Origin of the sequence: Echinicola marina (assembly GCF_020463795.1) — a bacterium.
GTDB lineage: Bacteria > Bacteroidota > Bacteroidia > Cytophagales > Cyclobacteriaceae > Echinicola > Echinicola marina.
In genome coordinates, this window is the sequence record NZ_CP080025.1 from 1,777,287 (window position 1) to 1,796,066 (window position 18,780).

Annotated in this window: 12 protein-coding genes; 8 read left to right on the forward strand and 4 right to left on the reverse strand. The window is 39.7% G+C overall.

The window, feature by feature from the left end:
• The 5 genes from KZP23_RS07585 (at position 1) to KZP23_RS07605 (ending at position 8,005) form a co-directional block, all read left to right on the forward strand.
• Complete coding sequence (locus KZP23_RS07585) at positions 1–2,133, forward strand: phage tail protein (RefSeq protein ID WP_226335516.1); 2,133 nt, start codon at positions 1–3, stop codon at positions 2,131–2,133.
• 580 nt (positions 2,134–2,713) lie between these two features.
• Complete coding sequence (locus KZP23_RS07590) at positions 2,714–3,712, forward strand: hypothetical protein (protein ID WP_226335517.1); 999 nt, start codon at positions 2,714–2,716, stop codon at positions 3,710–3,712.
• Between the two features lie 783 nt (positions 3,713–4,495).
• The gene (gene istA / locus KZP23_RS07595; RefSeq protein WP_226332541.1) at positions 4,496–6,043 is read left to right on the forward strand and encodes an IS21 family transposase; all 1,548 of its coding nucleotides are present in this window, start codon (positions 4,496–4,498) and stop codon (positions 6,041–6,043) included.
• A 29-nt stretch (positions 6,044–6,072) separates the two neighbouring features.
• On the forward strand, positions 6,073–6,798 hold the full coding sequence (istB, locus tag KZP23_RS07600) for an IS21-like element helper ATPase IstB (RefSeq protein WP_226332542.1): 726 nt from the start codon (positions 6,073–6,075) through the stop codon (positions 6,796–6,798).
• Between the two features lie 544 nt (positions 6,799–7,342).
• Positions 7,343–8,005, forward strand: coding sequence for a phosphatidylserine decarboxylase family protein (locus KZP23_RS07605; RefSeq protein ID WP_226335518.1), 663 nt, complete (start codon positions 7,343–7,345; stop codon positions 8,003–8,005).
• Between the two features lie 216 nt (positions 8,006–8,221).
• Here KZP23_RS07605 and KZP23_RS07610 read toward each other — a convergent pair whose 3' ends face one another.
• From KZP23_RS07610 to KZP23_RS07620, 3 genes are all read right to left on the reverse strand, one after another.
• A complete protein-coding gene (locus KZP23_RS07610; RefSeq protein ID WP_226335519.1) occupies positions 8,222–9,751 on the reverse strand; it encodes an IS1182 family transposase in 1,530 nt (509 codons plus the stop codon).
• A gap of 104 nt (positions 9,752–9,855) precedes the next feature.
• Complete coding sequence (locus tag KZP23_RS07615; RefSeq protein WP_226335521.1) at positions 9,856–10,290, reverse strand: hypothetical protein; 435 nt, start codon at positions 10,288–10,290, stop codon at positions 9,856–9,858.
• An 86-nt stretch (positions 10,291–10,376) separates the two neighbouring features.
• The gene (locus tag KZP23_RS07620; RefSeq protein ID WP_226335523.1) at positions 10,377–11,711 is read right to left on the reverse strand and encodes a hypothetical protein; all 1,335 of its coding nucleotides are present in this window, start codon (positions 11,709–11,711) and stop codon (positions 10,377–10,379) included.
• Positions 11,712–11,860: 149 nt separating this feature from the next.
• Here KZP23_RS07620 and rbfA point away from each other — a divergent pair, with 149 nt between their 5' ends.
• Positions 11,861–12,235, forward strand: a complete 375-nt coding sequence (gene rbfA, locus KZP23_RS07625) for a 30S ribosome-binding factor RbfA (RefSeq protein ID WP_215225259.1) — start codon at positions 11,861–11,863, stop codon at positions 12,233–12,235.
• Between the two features lie 77 nt (positions 12,236–12,312).
• On the forward strand, positions 12,313–13,536 hold the full coding sequence (locus tag KZP23_RS07630) for an ABC transporter permease (protein ID WP_226335524.1): 1,224 nt from the start codon (positions 12,313–12,315) through the stop codon (positions 13,534–13,536).
• Between the two features lie 66 nt (positions 13,537–13,602).
• On the opposite strand, the gene KZP23_RS07635 is transcribed toward KZP23_RS07630, so the two are convergent.
• A complete protein-coding gene (locus tag KZP23_RS07635) occupies positions 13,603–15,183 on the reverse strand; it encodes a hypothetical protein (protein ID WP_226335525.1) in 1,581 nt (526 codons plus the stop codon).
• Positions 15,184–15,725: 542 nt separating this feature from the next.
• Here KZP23_RS07635 and KZP23_RS07640 point away from each other — a divergent pair.
• Positions 15,726–18,665 carry a DEAD/DEAH box helicase gene (locus tag KZP23_RS07640; protein ID WP_226335526.1) on the forward strand — a complete coding sequence of 980 codons (2,940 nt, stop codon included), beginning with the start codon at positions 15,726–15,728 and terminating at the stop codon, positions 18,663–18,665.
• Positions 18,666–18,780 lie beyond the last annotated feature (115 nt).

The window sequence follows — 18,780 nt, forward strand, 5'->3', positions numbered from 1 at the left end:
ATGCACATTTATAGGAATGGGGCTATCATAGCCTCCACACCCATAGACGAAAATACTGTGCTCACCTATCAGTTAATGGGTGAACATAAAGTAGCCTGTAACATAGTAAGGCAATCCCCACTTGAAATAAAAGTTGGTGATTATATTATGGTAAACGAGGAACGGTTTATCATGAATCAAGATCCAGTAGTTAAAAATGAGGCAAACTTCTACTACAATATTATATTCGAGGCTGAGATATACACCCTATACAATAAAATATTGATGGATGAGGGGTCAGCTATATTTACCTATTTTGGCACACCTGAAGAGTTTTTGACTTTATTAATCAATAACATAAATTCAATTGACAGTGACTGGACCTTAGGAGATGTGGAGGCCATGGAACCCAAATTTATATCCTTTCAGGGTGATAGCTGTAGGTCAGCATTAACCAGGATAGCGGAAACCTTCAAGCTCGAATATAAGGTAAAAAACAAAGAAATATCGCTAAGCAAATCAATAGGAGTAGATACACCTTATACATTCCAATATGGCAGGAATAACGGATTGTACTCGTTGACTAGGCGTTCTATTGATAACAACAACATAATAACTAGGCTTTATGCTTTTGGTAGCACCCGAAACCTTTCAGTAAACTATAGGGACGGCCAAAAGAACCTTGTATTTGAATCGAAGTATTTAGAGGCGAATACAGACCTCTATGGCGTTCGTGAAGGTATTGTAACCTTTGAGGATATTTACCCCAACAGAACAGGAGAAGTAACCTCCACAAGCGAAGAAACCAAGGTTATCGATACCTCCATTGACTTTGATATCAATGATTATTTGTTAGCTGGCCAGACTGCAAAGATCGTTTTCAAATCTGGAGCTTTGAGCGGATACGAGTTTGAAATCACCAATTATGATCATGGTACAAAAGAGATAACGTTCAACACCTTTACTGAGGCCAATGATTATGTTTTACCAAATGAAATCAGCAAGCCAGAGGTAGGTGATAAATATACCCTTATCGGTATTGATATGCCCCAAAGCTACATTGATGCAGCAGAGGCAAAGTTATTGGAGAAAGCTCAAGAAAGGTTAGTCCAGGTAAGTTCTCCAAGGGTAACGTATGAGCTCGAAATGGATCGTATCTATATCAGACAAAAGGGGCTGAAAAACAATATTTTCCCAGGTGACAGAATCAGGGTATTGGATGATAAATTGGGCATAGATCAAATGATAAGGATTAGTAGCGTGTCATACCCGTTAAAGCAACCCGATGTTATACAAGCCACAATATCCGATCAAGTAACTTATACTACCTCAGAGAGGATCATAAAAGAAACGGTCAACAATAAGAGCAAGATCAATATAGAAGAAAGCACTAGAGCGGAAGGTGATAGGCTGAACCTTCAAAAGATCAAAGCTATAAACGCTGAAATACTCAACCTGATTGTTAAGAACCTTCGTACCAATGAAACTGGGCAAAGGATTGAGATTTTGGAGGCTGAAAACTCACTCAAGTTCTATGATCAGGATGATGAGCTAGTGTTGCAGATTGATGATGATTTGGGCAACGATATAGATGGTAATCCTATCAGTGGATTAAGGGTGACCAATCCAGCAAACGGAAGGACAAGTTATATTTCAGCAGGGGGAATGTTTACTAATGCCGGATCAGTGCCTTTTATATCAGAGGCAGCAGGAAGTAAGACTAATGCAAGTATAGCAGGACTATTGTTTGATAGGAATACAGATCCTAATGGGATCAGTGCCGCCGTTGCTGGTTTGGACGGCACAAGCTCGGGAGATAGTGCCAGTTATGGAGGTTGGTTCAATAGTGTTTGGTTCGGAGGCATTCATTTGGCTATACGGTCGATAACCGCAGACCACACTATATTAAAGACAGATTCTTTTATAAGCTGTGATAATTCAACCGCCATAACCGTAACATTGCCATTAAGTCCAAGAAAAGGAGCAACATATTTTATAAGGCGAAATAATGCCAGTGGAGTTTCCATAGCTTCAGGATCCGCAAATATTAAAGACAACGGAACGCCTGTAAGTTCAATTGGTGTGCCCTCACAGGGGGATTTGGTAAGAATAACCTGGGAGGGGGGTTATTGGCTATTTAATAAGATGGGGTAAAAATATCTTAATTCGATTTTTTAGGTTCAATTCGGGGGAGAGGGTACTCATAAAGTGAGTGCCCTTCTTTTTATAATTGCAAAAATCTGGTTAACCGCAATCATATTGTTTTGTAATTGCAGATTGAAAGGCTTGATGAAGACGAAAGGGTGTCGGTTATAGTGGACACCCTTGGGGGGGGAATACTTAGATGAACGACGAACGACCTATGTTTAATATAGGTCGTCAAGGAGATTAGATGAAAAGAATACCGTCGTTTTAAACGACGGTATTAAAGGAAAAAGAAAGGAAATATCTAAATATAAAAAAGGTTAAAGAATAGGGGCTGTTTGTGAAATTATTTAAATGTTAGGCTTGTGTAGTGCGTTATAAATTAGGGGGGTAGGATTATTGGTGAGTTCTATTTAATTAGGAGGGGTTTGTAATATTTGAATTTTGATAATTAATACCCTATTTGTGGTATTTTTTTATAATGACAAATTGTCTAATATTGAAATTAAATTCTGTGATCTGTGTAATATTAAGGTCATAGATGTAGAATCAGGAATTTTAATTGAATAGTAAAAACTACTAAAAGAACATGGCAGGCCATAAATTAAAACTTAACTCCTACTCCATTAGGCTGAAAAAGTATAGAAAAAAAGATGTTGGAGATGTGTTGTTTGAAGAGTATTTTGACACATTTAGAACTGAAAGTGATGATTCAACTGTAAATTACAATATTCTTTTTAGAAGGTTTTTTGACGGTTTTGTTAAATCATTTAATTCGGAATATTTAGAGGATAAAGACAAAACAAAGGCTTTTACTATTTCAGATTCAGTAAATCATAGTCCTTCAAATTTTATAATAGATGGTTTCTTTGAAGGAGGTTTAACGGGAATAGAACAGTATGTTGAGAACAAAAAGAGGAGAGGAGAAAAAAAACCAATAAAAAAAGATGATGTATCTTCTCTTCCTTTTTATTTTTTGTTTTGGTTTCCCAGGGACACTAATTATGGCGTCGTTATGATTCAAAGCTATAATAATTCTACAATAAATTCTCTTATTAAAACTCATTTGAGACGTTATTTTAACATCAGTAAATTCACTTTTGATGAAGACATGTGTATTACTAAGAAAGATAAAGATGATTTTTTTAATCAGTCAAAAGTGCAAGAATTATCATTTTTAAATATAATGGAAACTACTAAAGATGGTGAATTTTCAACTTTACTTGGTGGTCATAAGAAATATAAGGTTGAAGTTAGGATTAAAAATATTGATGAAAATAGTAATGTGTTTTTCAGGAAGTATAAGGATTTAAAAAAATCTGTTAATGATTTGTTTGATTTGAGTATAGAAGATTCTAAGGTGATTGAAAGGCATGAGGCTAAGGCATATTATAAGACAGAAACATCTAGTTCTCATGCTGTAATTAGTGATCACAAGAATTTTATTCCATCTATGGTTCTAGATGAAAGTTTGAAAAAAGAAGATAGCCAAATACCAGATTTAGATAAAATTCGCGCTTATTGTCGCACTTACTTGAAGCAATTGCAGGTTGAAAATAAATACAATAGCAATTTTACATTTAAGTGATTATTTTTATGTAACAATATAAAAAGCTGTTCGTCTAGCAGATGAAATTCATTTTAATTGCAATGGATATTTTAAGCCAAAAATGGAAAATTGAATTTAAGATTTATTTATTGTTCCTGTTCTTGTTTTCGGTCACGATTTCTTTGTATTCAAAGATTGACACAGATATTATGGGGACTATTAGTTCCTTTGTGGGGTTGTTTAGTGGACTGATGTTTTCTTTTTCTTTTGTTCTTTTCGAAGCGTCAAAAAAAAAGAAGTCAGAATTAACCCATATTTTCAAGGAATTAAAGACAAACTATGTGAATTTTGTGAGTAAGCAAGAGCTTCCTGAAAGTGATTTGTACAATATTTCAGATGTTAATTACTTACTCAGATACATTGATTTTGCTAAAAATTCATTTAAGCTAATTGTTTGGCTAATTGTTGTTTCAATTTTGATTTTTATTGCAGTAATTTCTTTAGGATTTGCAATAGATCTTCCTTTTTTTCAGAAAATACAAGGTGTTTTGAACAAAACGGGAGTCTTTAGTTGTATATTCCGATTCATGTTGACCACCTGTTCCAGTGATGCTGACCACTTTTTTCCGATGATGTTGACCACCCCCCTTCTGGGTATCAACTTTTGTCGAAGGGTAAAATTCCGGTGATATTGACCACTGTCAATCCGGCCATGTTGACCACCACTTTAAGTGGTCAGAATGGCCAGAATGACATTATTGACCACCTTTAATTTTTCAGTTATCGTTTCCTTTACGGTTGATTTAAAACCAACCGTAAAGCATGGCAGGAAAAACGATAACCATGAGTAATCTCAAACAGATAATTCGCCACCGTGACAACGGAATGGCACTGCAGACCATCTCCAAAACCTTGGGAATTGCCCGGAACACGGTCAAGAAGTACCTTCAGCTGATTGATTCCAAAGGTTTTTCTTACGGAGAGCTTTTGTCCATGAATGACGAAGAGCTTGATGCCCTACTTTCTGATCCGGACCATGTTTCAGGGGAGCGGTACCAGGAGCTTATATCTTTTTTTCCCTATATGGAACCGGAGCTTAAACGGACCGGTGTGAACCGTTGGGTCCTGTGGGGAGAATACAGACAAAAACATCCTGACGGATACAGTTACTCACAGTTCTGTGAAAGCTTCAGGCAGTGGCGTACCGGTCTATCTGCCAGTATGAGAATTGAACATGTTCCGGGAGATAAATTCTATATAGACTTTACGGGTGATAGGCTGTCCATAGTAGATCCTGTAACAGGTGAACTCACTGATCTGGAAGTGTATGTTGCCACACTCGGAGCCAGTCAATACAGCTATGTAGAAGCCATTCCCTCCCAAAGAAAAGAAGACTTCATAGCAGCCACTGAAAATGCTTTACATTACCTGGGCGGTGTTCCCAGGGCCCTGGTGCCCGACAACCTCAAAAGCGCGGTCACCAAAGCCGACAAGTATGAACCGGCCATCAACCCCGATTTCCTGGACTTTGCCAACCATTACGGCTGTGTGGTCTTTCCGGCAAGGAGCAGGAAGCCGCAGGACAAGGCCTTGGTGGAAAAGACCGTCAGCATTGTCTACAGCAGGATATACGCCCCGCTCAGAAACAAAGTTTACCATGACATCAATACACTGAATGCGGATATACGGCACTACCTCAATATCCATAACAATACCCCTTTCCAGAAAAGACCGGAAACAAGGAAGGAGCTTTTCGACAGGGAAGAAAAGGGAACCCTGGCCCCCCTGCCTGCCGAAAGATATGAACTCAAACAGTTCAAGTATGCCACCGTCACTAAAACCTCCCACATATCCCTGAACCCTGAAAACCATTATTATTCTATTCCCTACAGGTATATCGGCAAAAAAGTCAAGGTTGTGTACTCAGCCAGTTACGTTTCTGTTTTCTACGATGGGGAAAGGATCGCTTTTCATAAAAGAAGCCTTAAGGAGCGCGGATACACTACGGTCCAGGACCATATGCCTTCAGCCCACAGGTTTGTAAGTGACTGGAACCCTGAATTCTTCCTGAACTGGGCAAAAGGGATACATCCTGAAGTCCGGCATTATTTACAGGTTATCCTCGACAGTTACCCGTATCCGGAACAGGCCTATAAAAGCTGTCTGGGGATTTTGGGATATGATAAAAAGGCAGGCAGGGAAAGGCTCATAAACGCAGTAATACGTGCCAAACACTACAACACTTATAATTATTCGGTCATCACCAGAATACTCAACAGCGGGATGGATTCAATCCCTTTAGATACTGAAAACAAGTCCGATAAATCAGTTGACCACGAAAACATAAGGGGAGCGGAAAGCTTCAGGTAATTATCAAACATATAACCGATCACACAATTATGACACAGAGCATCGCATTGAACCAGATGTCCAAAATGAAGTTTCACGGAATGATGGAAGCATACAAAACCATTCTGGACAGCAACAAACATCATGATCTCAATCCCGAAGAGCTTATAAACCATCTCTTGCAGGCAGAATGGGAAGAAAGAGAGAACAGGAAAATCAACAGACTGTACAAAACGGCAAAGTTCAGGTACAGTGCCACTGTTGAAGAGCTTGAGTTCTCTCCAAACCGGGGGCTGGATAAAATGCAGGTCCTCAGACTTGCTGATATGTCCTTTATTAAACGAAAAGAAAACATACTGATCACAGGAGCAACAGGGGCCGGCAAAAGCTACATTGCTTCGGCCCTGGGAAACCAAGCCTGTATGCAAGGGGTCAGAACCCAATATTATAATACCACCAAGCTGTTCCCGAAACTCAAAATGCTGAAAGCTGACGGCTCATATATCAAAGAGATAGCGAGAATAGAAAAACAGGATTTATTGATCCTGGATGACTTCGGCATTCAGCAACTGGATGAAATGGCAAGAATGGCCCTGCTTGAAATCATAGAAGACCGCCATGGAAGGGCTTCAACAATAGTGGTATCACAACTTCCGGTTACAAAATGGTTCGAAACCATAGGTGACAGTACCATAGCCGACGCTGTTCTCGACAGACTGGTGCACACCGCACACAGAATCGAGCTAAAAGGAGAATCAATGAGAAAAAAACAATAACTTTAACAGCCTCCAAACGGTAACTGAAAACCCTAATTGAAAGGGTGGTCAGGATGACCGGATTGGTGGTCAAGATCATCGGAATATACACTTTAGTTACTATTTTTTAAATGGAATTTATCTGTGGATAGTTTTTGTGTTGATTTACAAAGTATATCATTTTTACATTGAAGACCTCAAACTTAAATAGTGTAATGAAAGGAATAACTGTTCACTGTCCGCATTTCCCCAAATTAATCCCCTAAAAATAAAAACCGCTTCATAAATCAATTTGAAACGGGTTTTTGTAGACTCGTTAGGGTTGTCCATTTGGAATCGGGGCTGTTTTATCATTCAATTTATTATTTAAGGAAAATCAATTTTTAAACAAGTAAGTAATAGTCTGTTGTAATTATCGGAATTGCCAAATAAAAGTTTTTCTTTAACATACCGATAAATATTGGCAAATTGCAGTCTTATTTGAATGTGGTTTGCAATTTGTTTGCAAATAAGGAACTTTAAAACAATTTAACTTATTGACCTTTAGTAGGTTAATCGTATTAAAATGACTATACATAAAGAAGGAAGAAGTTTGCTTTTCTGGATGTTGGTGATTTTGACGGGTGTCAATTTTGCCATGCACCAGCTTTTGCCAGGACAGGATACTGTGCTGAACTTGATTCTATTGGCCAGTATTATCATTTATTTGCTGGTATTGCAGTTTTTCAGAAACCCAACTATCCCATTGCCGGATGATGAGAATTTAGTCTTTGCTCCAGCAGATGGTAAGGTAGTAGTGATAGAAGAAGCACAAGAAGATGAAGTGCTAAAAGAAAGGAGAAAACAAATCTCTATCTTTATGTCTCCTGTGAACGTACATGTTAATCGTTCTCCAATCAGTGGAATAGTCGATTACTTCGTTTATCATCCTGGGAAGTATATGGTTGCTTGGCATCCTAAGGCCAGCTATGAGAATGAGCGCACGACCATGGTGATCAAGCATGCCAAGTCGGATGTTAAATTATTGGTAAGGCAAATCGCGGGGGCTGTTGCTCGAAGAATCAAATATTATGTGAAGGAGGGAGACCCTTTGGTACAGGGAGGTGAATTTGGATTTATCAAATTCGGTTCCCGTGTCGATGTATTTGTTCCGCTTGATGCAGAAATCTTAGTGAATATCGATGATGTGACCAAGGGAGGGATTACGCCATTGGCCAGATTGAAATAAGCATTATCATCATTTAGGAAAACAAAAGGCTGTCTCAAAACAAGAGTTAAAAAAGTGGGACAGTCGATTTTAGCCAATAGAGGCCGATTTTCATTAATCGGCCTCTATTTTTTTTGACTCACAGTCAATTCAACTCTAGGTTCTTTGTTCTGAAGCGACAGTTTAAACTTGGGGGATCAGAGGGTTTTTGAACTTAAAAACGGCGTCAGCTCCTTCTTACCCGGCCATTTTTGCCAGGTTGTGGGCGATGGCAATCAATCCGGTTTCAATTGCTACTTTTTCGGCTCCTCTTAACATAAACCTTGCTCTCCCTTTGTTGTGTTTGAAGTCCGCAAATACCGGTTCCACATCGGTGGCCCGTTGCCTTCGTTTATGGACTCCCTGCTCAGAGGTGAGTCGTTGTTTTGCCCTTGTCTTCTGTTGCTGTAACCTGGTGTTTACCCTGAGGGTTTTGTTACCGGCCTCTGGTCTACAACTAGCAGCCAGTGGGCACCCCTGGCAATTTTTGGCTGCATAGTGCCGGTAATGCTGGACAAAACCGGTCGAGGTTTTTCCGGTACTTTCCCCACTGGGTTTCATCGCCTGTCCCATCGGACAGATGTAGTGATCTTTCTGTGGATCGTAATACAGGTTTTCCAGCAAGCCATGGACTTTCTTTGATTTGGATTCCTGACGGAGTTCTTTGTGGAAGGTGTTGTACTTGACGTAAGCTTCGATCCGGTTCTGCTCCAGAAAGCAATAGTTCTCTTCACTTCCGTATCCTGCATCTGCTGTACAACAGGAAGGGTAGAATCCGTAATACTGCTGTAGATGAGGCTTCAGGGTTAAGGTGTCATTGGGATTGGGATGCAGGGAATAGTTGACCACGAACCGTCCATGGGTGCTGAGTTGAAGGTTGTAGGCTGGTTTAAGTTGGCCATTTCTCATATGGTCTTCTTTCATCCTCATGAACGTGGCATCCGGATCGGTTTTGGAATAACTGTTCCGTCCAGCCAGTACTTCCTCTTTCTGGGCATATTCTTCCAATTTGGCAGGCCAGTTCTTTTGGGCATAACCCAACTTCTGTTTCACCTTCTTGTCAACGGCTTTCCCTTCCAGCGCCTGATTGATCTTTTCGATGGTCCGGGAAACTTTCTCTGCATTCGGATTCACAAAGTCGGGTTCTTCTGTCCCCAACTCAGCGGAGGCTACCGAACCGGCATAGTTCCAAAGTTCCTGAAGCTGGGAACTGATCCGTTCCTTGCTCTTCTTGATCGCCTTGCCCCAGACAAAGGTGTAGCGGTTGGCATTGGCTTCTATCTTGGTCCCATCGGTGTACACTTCTTTGATGTCCAAAAGTCCTTCTTCATGCAGCAACAGCACCACTTGGGCAAAAATATCACCAATCACATCTCGGAGACGTTCTGAACGGAACCGATTGATTGTATGGTGATCGGGACGCTGCATTCCGGCAAGCCACATGAACACAATGTTCTCCCGAACCGCTTTTTCAAGCTTGCGGGATGAATAACAGTTCTCTAAATATCCATAGACCAGGACCTTTAACAACATCTTGGGATGATAGCTGCTGGATCCGTTCTCTGAGTATCGACCATACACCTCACTCAGATCTATCCGCTCAATGATCTGGTGAACTACACGGCCTGGATGGTGGGCGGGAATCAATTCCTCCAAACTGGGAGGAAGAAACATCAGTTGGTTGGGATTGTAGTCTTTAAAAGCTACATTTAAGTCTTGTTTTTGCACACCTCAAAATAACATTTTTGAGTTAAACAAGAAAGGCTAGCCGAGAAATCGACTAGCCTTTTAAACTATCTACTTTTGAGACAGCCTCTTGTTTTTTAAAGGATTTACTTTTTCCCTTCTATGGTGTACCTTAAACCAAAATTTCCACGAAAGGCTATCAAGCCGTTGTATAGAGGAGTGGCCTCGAGTATCAAAGCGAGTTTGCGGTGGTTTTCAATAGGTTTAATGGCCAAAAGGACAGGTAATCCCACTCTAGCATCATCAAATTCATGATAGCCGGCCATCAATCCTCCAGAAAGATTGTACCAGTCAGATTGGATAAAATTGTACTGTCCAATGACTTCAGCTCCGAAAAACCGGTTGATAAACTCTCCTGCGAACAGACGGGCTTCCCCAAAGATCTTTTTTTCAGGGTCAGTTCCTACACCTAAGTAGGTCATGATGCTATTGGTGTACAAGCCCGCTGTTACTTGGGCCTTTGAAAGATGTGCAGTGAAAAAGAGAATAACTGCCAAAAAACTTAATTTTAAATAATTCATCTGAAAATGTGTTTATTATAAGATTTAGCGAAAATAATTCAACAAGTCCAATGCCCTAAATCTTATTCAAGCTATTTGAGAAAGTTTTAGTTGTTTAAATAATAAATCCCTTTTCCTTTTAGAGCATACATATCTGCCAATGCTGGGATATGCTGCAGCAATTCTTTGAAAGTGCCTTCCTGATCGTATATTACTTCGGGTTTCTCTTCTAAGAAGTGTAGGTAGACCTCGATCATTTTTTCGTGACTTTCGTAATTGGTCAAGACTCTTTTAGACAGTCGGTAATTGAGGTAGGGGCTGGCCAATGTGTTGCCGAGGTAAGGGCTGATATTATCGCCCAATACCAAGATTTTTTTGCCATCGTTTTTAGTGTCTTCATTTAGGGTGTAGTTCCAGTTTTTATTGGGCTGGCTTTTGTAGATGGCCCAGCTGTAACCAATCATTGGCACCAATAAAATAAATAGAAAAAACAGTAAGTTAAGCTGTTTTTTATTGCGGATGTACACGAAGATCTGGCTGATAAAATAGGTCATGCCGGGAAGAAAAACTACCATCTGATAAGGAGTGGTTCTATTGGCCAGGATGATGGATAGTGGTGCGACGATGGAAAATATAATCATCAATTGTTTTTGCTTCTGCTGATTGACCGTGATGCTTTTATTAACTGTGCCTACGAGGTAACCAAATACCGAAAAGGCAAGCGGTGCAGCTATAATGATGGCCAAGTCCAAAAAAGTGACATGGGGATAGCTCCCCCTTATTCTAGTGGCAAGAATAAATTCATTGATGAATTCTTGGAGACCTCCTATCCAAAAGAAATAAATGCAGCAAAGCAAAAAGGGCTGAAAATATCCAAACAGGGCTAGGAGCAATTGGTTGAATGAAAAACCACTTACAGAAATTCCAGTGATAATCAAAAAAGGCAAGAAGATGACCAGAGGGAAGTGAAAGCATGCTGCCAGTCCTCCGAAGATGCCTACCAATAAGACGGATTCAGTATTCTGTTCATTGATCAGTGTTTGGGAAAATAGTTGGCCCAAAGCAAGAACAATAAAAGTGCTTCCCAAAAGTGTAGGCGATAGTGTTAGAAAATCAAATGACAAATGAAACAAGATGACCATAACCAATCCAGGGATATAGCTGCTTTCCTCAAAAGCCCTGTATTGGGTCAGAAGACCATTTACATAATATACCTGAAAGAGGATAATTAAAGAGGCCAGTATTTTGTAGGTCCACCAAGACCTTCCAACCAATAGATCGATCGACCAGTAAGTATAAGCTGATAAGGGGCCAATATCATCAATAATGTCCACATATAGGAAATGTCCAGCACTCATCCTTTCCCCTATCAGCATCCATGATAACTCGGGTGATAGCAAGGGAATATCCATAAATAAATATGGAATGCTTAGGATGATCATCAGGAGGGCTATTCCTAGGATCCTAAAGGGGTCGTTGATTCTAAAAAAACTAAGCAAATATAATATCTGTTGTAGGTTGCGTATTCTGAACGTACGAAATTAAAGGTTAGTCATTTAATTCACTAAATTTGCAATGAAAATTATACAATATGGAAAGTAAGAGACAGCAAAAGTATTCAAAGTTGATTCAAAAGGAGCTTGGTGAGATATTTCAAAGGGAATCGCGTCCATTGGTGGGCAATGCCATGGTGACGGTGACCAGGGTACTGATGAGTCCGGATCTTGGTGTGGCTAAAATTAACCTTAGCTTTTTATTGGCCAATAAGGAAGAGTTATTTGACAAGATCAATGCCCATAAAAGCGAAATCCGTAAGCATCTGGGTAAGAGAATTGGAAAATCAGTACGTATAGTGCCTGAATTGGTGTTTTATCCAGATGATTCATCTGCCTACGCCCAGCATATGGACAAGATAATTGGAGATTTGGATATCCCTGAGGCTCCAGAGGAGGATGAAGAGGACTGATTATTCGCTAGAAATTATTAAATTTTAGTTTAAAGTACTATTGGATATTAATTGCGCTGATTAGAAATAAGTAAATTGTGAATCTCTCATTTTTCATTGCCTCCCGGTATTTCAGAAGTAAGAAGAAAAGGAATTTTATCAATGTCCTGTCCAGGATCGCCATGGTAGGCGTGGCAGTTGGAACCATGGCCTTGATCATTGTTCTTTCAGTATTTAATGGATTGGAGGATTTGATCCGAGGACTTTATGCGTCATTTGACGCAGAACTGGAAATTCAGGCAGTGAAGGGGAAGTCCTTTGTGAGCACAGCAGAATGGATGGATAGCCTTAGAGCAGTGGAAGGAGTGGAAGGTTTGGTAGAAGTGATAGAGGATAATGCCCTATTGAAGTACAGGGATGATCAATTGGTAGTGACCATGAAGGGCGTCTCTAATAATTTTTTGGATGAGGAGAGGTTTAGCCAGGGAGTGTTTAATGGGGAGATGAATTTGGGTACAGAACAGCGTCCAAAGGCTATTTTAGGAAGTGGGGTTGGCTATTTTCTTGGTGTTGACCCCAATAATCAATTTGAAAAGCTGAGAATGTACTACCCTAAAGCCCCTAGGGCAGGAACCATCGATCCTACTAAAATGTACAATTCCAATATGCTGGATTTTGCTGGTTTTTTTAGGGTGGAGAAGCAGTTTGATGATAATTATGTTTTGGTGCCGCTTACTTTTGCGAAGGACTTGATGGATTATGGGAATAAGCGCACCTCCTTGGAGGTGAAGGTGGCTGAGGGCTATGGGATACAGGAGGTGAAGGCTTCTTTAAAGGAGTTTTTGGGAGATGATTTTGCAGTAAAAGATACCGACGAACAGCATGCTAGCCTGTTAAGGGCTATTCGTATAGAAAAGCTTTTTGTCTTTATCACCCTTACTTTTATTCTTGCGGTTGCATCATTTAATATCTTTTTCTCCCTAAGTATGTTGGCTATTGAGAAGAAAAAAGATATTGCTGTAATGCTGGCCATGGGTGCTTCTACTAGTTTGATCAAAAAAATATATATCAAGCAAGGGGTGATTATTGCTTTTAGTGGAGCAATAGTAGGTTTGGTTTTGGGCTTTTTGGTTTGCTGGCTACAGGATCATTTTGGTTTGGTATCATTAGGGATTGCTTCTTCAGTAGTGGAAAACTATCCGGTGAAGATGATCTGGTCCGATTTTCTTTGGACTAGTCTGAGTGTGGTGATCATTACTTTTTTTGCCTCATATAGACCCGCCAGTATTGCTGCCAAGGTCAATACTTTGGAGAATTTGTAAAAACCCACGATCGGGCATCTATTCAAAGCTGGATCATGGGTTTTGTTGAGATTTAATTGATAAGGTTTACTGATAAGCAAAGGTTTTCTCAAATTCTAATTTGGCCATTTGATAGGAATTATTGTCTTGTCCTAAGATGACCATTTCATTTTTCGAAACTTGTTGGCATGCATCAGGTTTGGTCAGGATGTTAATGTTTTTAGAAAATGGAAGGGCTCTTTTGGTGATGGAACCATGCCAATCCAACTCCACCAGTGTGATCAATACCTCCTTTTTGATTGATTTTGGATTAAAGCGCACGGGTTTGCAAGTGCCTTCACAAAGGTTTTCTGGGTGATCGTTAAATACCAGGTAGATCTTATCGTGCATTATGGCCTGGGCAAATGAAGAAAAGAAGCTGAATCCACCTGAGGAAACTTGGTTTTTTTGAATTTCTTGGGTCCAAAGGATTTTGCCTTCCGGCGCGATACTGATGACGGCAATATTATTAAAGCTCATCCTGGATCCCGGGATATTGTTTCGGGGATTATTGCCTGAGGTGTAGGTTGCCTGTTCTCCCATAAGTACTGAGCTACCATCATTTCTGATAACCAAATCTTTAAGGGTGTAGGTGAAAATGCGTTGAGGATCGTTTTGCCTGCGATCATCCATTTCGTTTTGCTCAGGGGTAAATGCTTGAAAGTCTGAATGGCTGATTTTGCCATTCTCCGCTGATAAGGTAAGGAAATAGCTTCCTGTTTGGTCAGTATTGATTTGGTCAACATAAAATCCTGCACAAAGTAAATCTCCATTTGGTCTGCTGGCTATCTGCATTTTGCTTAGGAATTTGCCTTTTATTGCTGGCTGAATCAGCTGATGATCTTTTTCGTTTTTATTGATCTGTAAAATTTGATAGGCATAATCGGATGCCCAGAAAGAGTCGAGGTCATTTGCGTTTTTTACTGTTTTGGCCAGGATATAGGCATTTGCTTCGTTCGAAATATGATAATTCTCTATGCTGAATCGCCCCTTTTCGAAAGGACTGGATATTTCTTTTGTCCAGATCTCACTTAGGTCCTTGTCAAATACAGAAATAAGGAATTCCTGTACTGGTTTTTTGTCCACAGGCTTTGGAGAGCTTATCAATAGGTTTCGGCGGTTGGGAGATAATTTAAAATGGAATTCAGGGCTTTGATAGACAGGCATTCCTTTAAAACTCACTGATTGCAGATGGATGATTTCGTTTTCCAAAGAAAGGCTGTTCTTGTTGATTTTTTGCGCCATTAAAGTTTTGGACTTAGAACTTCTGTCTGTGATGCTGTAAAAGCAAAAGAGCTGGTTGTCTAGTTCTATTATGCCTTCGAAATAAGGTGCAGTTTCGGTATTGTCTACTTTTAATTCCCTGAACTTGGTGAGGACCATTTGGTCGTTATAATGTTCCAAAATGGGGAAGCTGTTTGCTGCCCTTATCTCATGTTTCAATTTTACTTTGGTCATGTAAATACCGCTTTCGTCGCTTCCGACGATTTGGCTGGGCATCATATTATTTTTGACATAATTTTGGTTTCCAAGTTTGAGATTTGCCATGGTTCCTGGAACCATTTGAGCATAAGAATTCATGCATAGGCACAGCCATGCTGTCAAAAGGGTAAATAAGAAATTTTTCATTTTGGGATCGGGTGATTAATTTTCAAATCTCACAAATTATAAATAAACAGTCAAGTTTTTGTATTATTTATAAAATGATCTTATTTTAAATTGTAATAAACCATGAGTATTTGAATTATTTTGTTATTCAATGTTTGGTGCACATGGTGGGTTGCCAAATTTCATTTTGGGCAGGTGATTGATGTTTTTAAACATATATATAACTAATTACGACAAAAAATGTTTTTTGGATTACATATAAATGCAAAATTGGTTTCATAATATCAGTGTAGAGGTAGTTCAATGTGGACCATTTCAATTGAACTTGCGGCTGTAGGCCTTGTGATAATTAAGGGAGAAAAAAGCTGAACATCATAAAGCAGGGTGTGAAGGTTACAAAAAATGATACAACCGGATTTTCGTTAAAGATTTTGTAAAATTTCCCTTTTTTCTTTTCTTTTTTCTATTAAAAGTTCTGATTATTAATTACTTTGCAAGCTAGTATATTTTAGAAAATTATTGCCTAATCAGTGATTTAGGTTGGTTGGATTGTTGAAAGTGTTATGAAAGTTTCTCCAGAGAAGCCATTTGAAATTGTTTATTCTCTTTTCAGTCACGAATACTTGGGAATCCTTTTTGAGTCCTTTGTTATACAATTGGACGATAAGGGTAGGCTTTCCTTTGCTTATCAGAATATAGCTTCACAAAATGCCCCTGAGTTTGGTAATGGACTGGATGAGGAAGACTATGAACTGATCAAGCTGATGGATAGCATGCAACATGATGCTATAGTCAAGCAATTCAATACCAAAAAGCTCAAGCCTAAAGAGTACCTGCGCAAGGTATATGATACTAATAGTGAGACTGCAGCGAATAAGGAGATTCGCAATATGATAGAAATCCGTCTGGAAGGATTGCGCGCCAATATTTTGGAGAAGATTAAAGGTAAGCGCCTTTTCGAAATGGGGAATGATGGCAACCCTATTTGGAAGGAAATCAATGTGATGCCTGATAAGGCTAGTGTGCTTTTCCACTTTAGAAGAAATGAAGATAATACCCATTATTTCCCTACCCTGAAATATGGTGAGGAAAAAATGGAGTGGCAGTATAGAGGTGGTTACCTGATTTGTGAAGAGCCTGCTTGGTTGGTGGTAAATGGCAATCTCTATAATTTTGAGAAGAATGTAGATGGCAAAAAACTGAAGCCATTTTTAAATAAAAAGTTTATAGTCATTCCTAAAAATGTAGAACGGTCTTATTATCAGAAGTTCATCACACAGCTAGTGGCGTCCTTTGATGTGTATGCAAAAGGATTTGACATAAAAGTTCAGCGGAGTAAGCCTGAGGCTTTGCTAAGCCTAAGCGACTTGCCCAGTGCTGGGGCAGGAACAGATTTGTTTGGGCAGGCACAGGAATCCGAAGAAGAAGATAGAATCGTTTTTGATCTCAAATTCCAGTATGGGAATTATTCCTTCCGCTCGGAAGAAAAGAAATCCAATAATGTGGAGTTGGAAGAGCAGGGGGATAATTATATTTTCCACAAAGTCATCCGGGATTTGGAGAAAGAAAAATCCTATGGAGATTATCTAAAGGATTTGGGACTGCCAGTTAGAGCTTCTCGATTCAGTTTGGGTAAATCCAAAGCTTTTGATTGGTTGAACTCCCACCGTGAGGCACTTGAAGGAATGGGAGTTAAGATCCTCCAAAACCAAAGTGGAAAAGGTAAGAAATACTTCATTGGTAATGCTTCCATAAAGGTAGAAATCAAGGAAAATATAGATTGGTTTGATGTAAACGCCATCATTCGCTTTGGTGAATTTGAAATACCTTTTAGTCAACTTAGAAAGTTATTGGTAAAGGGTAAGTCGGAGTTTGAGCTGCCTAATGGGGAAATAGCTGTGATTCCAGATTCGTGGTTTGTCAACTATTCTGAGATTTTTTCATTCCTTGAAAATGGTGAGCAACAACATGAACATATGAAGCTTAAAAAGCATCATATTGCGCTGGCCCAAGAATTACAAAAAGGTAACCTCATAGATCTTACGCTAAGCAGAAAATTGGAGAAGCTCAAGGATTTCTCTGAAATGGAATCTTATGATATTTCTCCTAATTTTAAAGGGACTTTGCGTCCTTACCAAAAGGCTGGTTACGATTGGTTGAGGTTCTTGAACGAATATAATTTTGGAGGCTGTTTGGCAGATGATATGGGTTTGGGTAAAACTGTGCAGACCTTGGCATTGCTGGCTCACGAAAAACAGCGAACTGAAGGGGCTACTTCCCTTTTGGTAATGCCTACTTCATTGATATACAACTGGGAATTAGAAGCCAAAAAGTTTACTCCTGACCTGAGAATCCTCGTCTATACAGGCTCCCAACGAATTAAAGACAGCAGCAGGTTCTCAAAATATGATTTGGTCCTGACTTCATATGGTATTACCCGTTTGGATGTGGATATCTTAAAAGATTTTTTCTTCAATTATATCATTTTGGACGAATCTCAGGCGATTAAAAATCCCGGGAGTATTATTTCCAAAGCGGTTAATCAATTGGTGTGTAGGCACAGGCTGATACTGACCGGTACTCCGGTAGAAAATGGGACCATGGATCTTTGGTCACAAATGAATTTTGTGAATCAAGGTCTTCTAGGGACGCAAGGGGTGTTTAAGAAGCAATTCCTGCAGCCCATAGAAAAGAAAAATGACATGGATAAGGCTGCTAAGCTGCATGCTATGATCAAGCCGTTTGTGCTTAGGAGACTGAAGACCCAAGTGGCTACAGATCTCCCAGAAAAGGTCATTAATGTAAAATATTCCAATATGACTTCTGAGCAGGAAAGGGCCTATGAGGAGGTGAAGGCGTATTACCGGGAGAAAATTGTCCAGGAAATGTCCATTCCAGGAATGAAAAGGCAAGCTTTTACACTTTTAAGGGGATTGACCCAGCTGCGGCAAATAGCCAATCACCCAAGGCTTACCGATCCTGCGTATACGGGAGATTCCGGTAAGATGGAAGATATTATCCATATGTTGGATTCTACTGCCAGAGAAGGTCATAAGGTTTTGGTATTTAGTCAGTTTGTAAAGCATCTTGCCATAGTGAAGGAGTATTTGGAAGCCAATCAGATTCCCTATGCTTATCTGGATGGCACCACTAAGGACAGGCAAGCTCAGGTAAATGCATTTCAGGAAAATGACAGGGTGAAGATTTTCCTGATATCGCTAAAAGCTGGCGGTGTAGGGCTCAATTTGACCAAGGCGGAGTATGTATTCCTCTTGGATCCATGGTGGAATCCTGCCGTGGAGGCTCAGGCAATTGACCGGGCACACAGAATTGGTCAGGAAAACAAAGTGATCATCTATAAATTTATCACCCATAATACGGTAGAAGAAAAAATCATGGCCCTGCAAGAAAGGAAAATGGCCCTCGCAGGAGAACTGATCAGTACGGAAGAAAGCTTTATGAAGAACCTTAACAAGGAGGACATTGAGGCCTTGTTAGCGTAAAACCTCAAAATTTAGATGAAGATTGCTTAGAAGGGAGCTTTGTTTGAAAATCTTCCAATAATAATGGTGGGAAACTAAAAAAGATATAATTTTAAAGCAGTATTTAGTCTTGTTT